Here is a 3,449-nt window from a genome sequence, read left to right as displayed (position 1 = left end):
GGCGAAGTGCCTGCTCCGCAAAATCCGCGTGCAGTTTCATGCCAAACATGTATCCGTGCCGGCGGAAAACATAACGACCTCGAAAATGTCGGTTATACGGCAAGACACCACACATTTTTTGAAATGCTTGGCAACTTTAGCTTTGGAGATTACTTCAAAAAAGAGGCAATCGACTATGCATGGGAGTTTATAACGGAGGTTCTTAAGTTTGAAAAAGAGAAGCTTTGGGTTACCGTGTATGAGAGTGATGATGAGGCAGAAGAGCTTTGGATGCGCCATGTAAGCAAAGAGAGAATCATGCGTCTTGGTGACAAAGATAACTTCTGGCAGATGGGTGATACGGGACCATGTGGACCAAGCAGCGAAATCTTTTTTGACCAGGGCGAAGAGAATTTCAGCGGTTCTGAGGATTACATGGGAGGCGAGGGAGACAGATTTTTAGAGATTTGGAACCTTGTTTTTATGCAGTATGAGAGAAGCAGCGACGGCACTCTAACGCCTCTTCCAAAACCTTCAATAGATACCGGTATGGGATTGGAGCGTGTTGTCGCAATCAGCGAAGGCGTTACAAGCAACTACTCATCGTCTTTGTTTGTGCCGATAATCGCAAAGATTGAAGAGTTGATTGCAAAAGAGTATGTATATGCAGATGGTGCATCATACAGAGTAATAGCCGATCACATAAGAACTGCACTTTTTCTTCTTTCTCAGGGCGTAAACTTCTCGAATGAGGGTCGCGGTTATGTGCTTCGCAGAATATTGCGCCGCGGTGTGAGACATGGTTACCTGCTAGGTTTCAGCGAGCCTTTTATGTACAAACTGGTAGACAGTGTTGTCTCGATTATGGGCAAAGAGTATGACTATTTGGCGCAAAAAGCAGAGATTGTAAAAGAGCAGATAGAGCTTGAAGAGGCGAGATTTTTCAAAACTATCGCATCGGGAATTGAGCTTTTTAACGAAGAGCTTAAAAATACAAAAGAGATTTTTAGCGGCGAGGTTGCATTTAAGCTCTACGATACTTTTGGTTTTCCGCTTGACTTGACCGAGGATATGTTAAGAGAGAAAAATCTTAAACTTGACACGGCTACATTTGAGGAGCTGATGAGCCAGCAGCGCACACGCGCAAAAGCTGCTTGGAAAGGCAGCGGAGACGAAGCGGTTCACGGAGACTTTAAAGAGCTTTTAGAGAAGTTCGGCGAGAACAATTTTGTGGGCTACGAGAGTACAAAAAACAGAAGCAAAGTTTTAGCACTTTTGGATGAGCATTACCGTCATGTTGATACTCTCTTGGCAGGCTCAAGCGGATGGGTACTTTTAGACGATACTCCGTTTTATGCAGAATCAGGCGGGCAGTGCGGAGATATGGGCGAGCTTGAGGGCTATGCAAAGGTAGAAGATACAAAGAAGTTTTTTGGTCTTAATCTCTCTGGGATAACGGTGGAAAAAGAGTTAAAAGTCGGCGATGAGGTTGAAGCGGTTGTGGATATCTCCAGAGGAGAAATAACAAAGCACCACTCTGCAACGCATCTTCTGCATGCTGTGCTTTTTGATGTTTTGGGAGAGCATATTTCTCAAGCAGGTTCACTTGTTGAAGCTGACAGGCTTCGATTTGACTTCTCTCATCCAAAAGCGCTTAGCCATGCTGAACTTGTAGAGATTGAGACAAGAGTAAATGAGCAGATTATGCGCGGCATCGGCGGTAAAACCGAGGTTATGAGTATTGAAGATGCCAAAAAGTCAGGTGCAAAAGCGCAGTTTGGCGAGAAGTACGGCGACGAGGTAAGGGTTGTAAGTTTTGGCACTGCAAGCGTTGAGTTCTGTGGAGGCGTGCATGTTGACAACACTGCGGTTATCGGCTCGTTTATCATCACAAAAGAGAGCGGCGTGAGTGCTGGAGTTAGACGTATTGAGGCGGTCTGCGGACATGCTGCGTATAATCATTTTGCGCAGCAGAGAGTGCTTATCAAAGAGATGCAAGCCGAGGTTAAAAATCTTGACGTAATGGCTGGAGTCTCAAGACTAAAGTCGACTATATCCGAGCTAAAATCAGAACTTCATGAGGCGCAAAACAGCATACATGTAGAGATAAAAACCGATGAGATAAACGGCGTGGCGGTTGTGGTTGATGAACTTTTAAGCGGCGATATCAAAGAGAAGATAGACGAACTTAAAAACCAAAACGAAAAACTATGCGCAATGCTCTTTCAGGTAAAGGGCGATAAAGTCTTGATAGCTGCAGGTGTTAAGGGTGCGGATGCAAAAGCGGGCGAGTGGATTAAAAACATAGCTCCGATTCTTGGCGGAGGCGGAGGCGGTCGTCCCGATTTCGCACAGGCAGGCGGAAAAGATATCTCTAAAATTGCCGAGGCTAAAGAGAAGGCAAAGGCTTATATAACTGAGGTTTTAGGATAATGCAAGATATCTTTTTAGAGCATAAAACGATTATTGTCTTTTTACATGTGATAAGCGCGGTTGTTTGGGTCGGCGGCATGATTGCTATGCGTTACGCGGCACACCACTCCTTTTTAGAGATAGAGTCTCCGCAAAAGAGGTTGGAGAGAATTGCTCACGCACTTAAGAGACTCTTCTATATAGTCCTTCCTTTTGTCGTAACTCTTATGGTAACGGCAGTTTTTATGATAAAGGGATACGGTCTGAACCAGAGTGATTTCGCACCACTTTCACATGCCAAAGAGGGTATCTGGAGTGTTATGTTTATCAACCTTATCGTCATGATTTTAAGAAGAAACAGAGGCGAGAAAATGTTGAATGAGGGCAATATGGTCGGCGCAAAAAACCAGATAGAGCTTATCGGAAAATTTATGGTTCCTCTAAATATTATTCTTGGCGTTAGTGCTATATTTTTAGGGACATATCTCTCAAGCAGCATCTAATGCTAAGACTTGCCTCTGCTTCACAAACCCGCGCTCAACTCCTTAGAGATGCGGGTATCGCCTTCATTCAAGAGAGTGTAGATTTTGATGAAGAGAGCATAATAGCAACCTCTCCTAAAAACTTTGTATACCGGGCAACACTAGGAAAATTTGAAGCAAATGTAAGAGCTTTTGGGTATGATGATGAGTACCCACTTTTAGTTGCCGATACCGTAGTTGCTTCTTGCGGACAGATACTCAGAAAAGCAAAATGTGTTGATGATGCGCGAAATATACTCCTTACGCAAAGCGGGAGTGTTACAAGCATCATTACATGTATGATATATCAATCGCGCAGGATGAAGATTATTGACATCTCCACAACGGAGTATTTTTTTGATGATTTTGATTTGAATGATGTCGAGAGATATCTGCAAAGCGGGGAGTGGCGTGGCAAAGCAGGAGCCTGCATGGTTGAGGGATTTTGCAAGCACTATATAAAAAGCGTGAAGGGATTTGAGAGCACAGCGATGGGCTTAAATACGGATTTATTAAAAGTTTTTATTAAATAAATAA

3 protein-coding genes are annotated in these 3,449 nt (G+C 43.8%); all 3 read left to right on the top strand.

Going from position 1 to position 3,449, the window contains the following annotated elements; all coding sequences use genetic code 11:
- Nucleotides 1–2,412: alanine--tRNA ligase (gene alaS, locus IBX42_RS11800; protein ID WP_294933130.1), on the top strand; the 2,412-nt coding region annotated here is incomplete at its 5' end.
- A complete protein-coding gene (locus tag IBX42_RS11795) occupies nucleotides 2,412–2,894 on the top strand; it encodes a hypothetical protein (protein WP_294933129.1) in 483 nt (160 codons plus the stop codon). The genes alaS and IBX42_RS11795, both read left to right, overlap by 1 nt.
- Nucleotides 2,894–3,445, top strand: a complete 552-nt coding sequence (gene maf, locus IBX42_RS11790) for a septum formation inhibitor Maf (RefSeq protein WP_294933128.1) — start codon at nucleotides 2,894–2,896, stop codon at nucleotides 3,443–3,445. The genes IBX42_RS11795 and maf overlap by 1 nt, the downstream gene beginning before the upstream one ends.
- Nucleotides 3,446–3,449 lie beyond the last annotated feature (4 nt).

The organism is Sulfurimonas sp., assembly GCF_014859695.1.
GTDB lineage: Bacteria > Campylobacterota > Campylobacteria > Campylobacterales > Sulfurimonadaceae > Sulfurimonas.
The sequence above is the reverse complement of the archived record's forward strand: the minus strand, read 5'-3'. Positions and strand labels throughout refer to the sequence as shown.

Excerpts from the sequence above, each read along its gene's own strand:
- IBX42_RS11795 (WP_294933129.1), top strand. The coding sequence starts at position 2,412 with ATGCAAGATATCTTTTTAGAGCATAAAACGATTATTGTCTTTTTACAT.
- maf (WP_294933128.1), top strand. The coding sequence starts at position 2,894 with ATGCTAAGACTTGCCTCTGCTTCACAAACCCGCGCTCAACTCCTTAGA.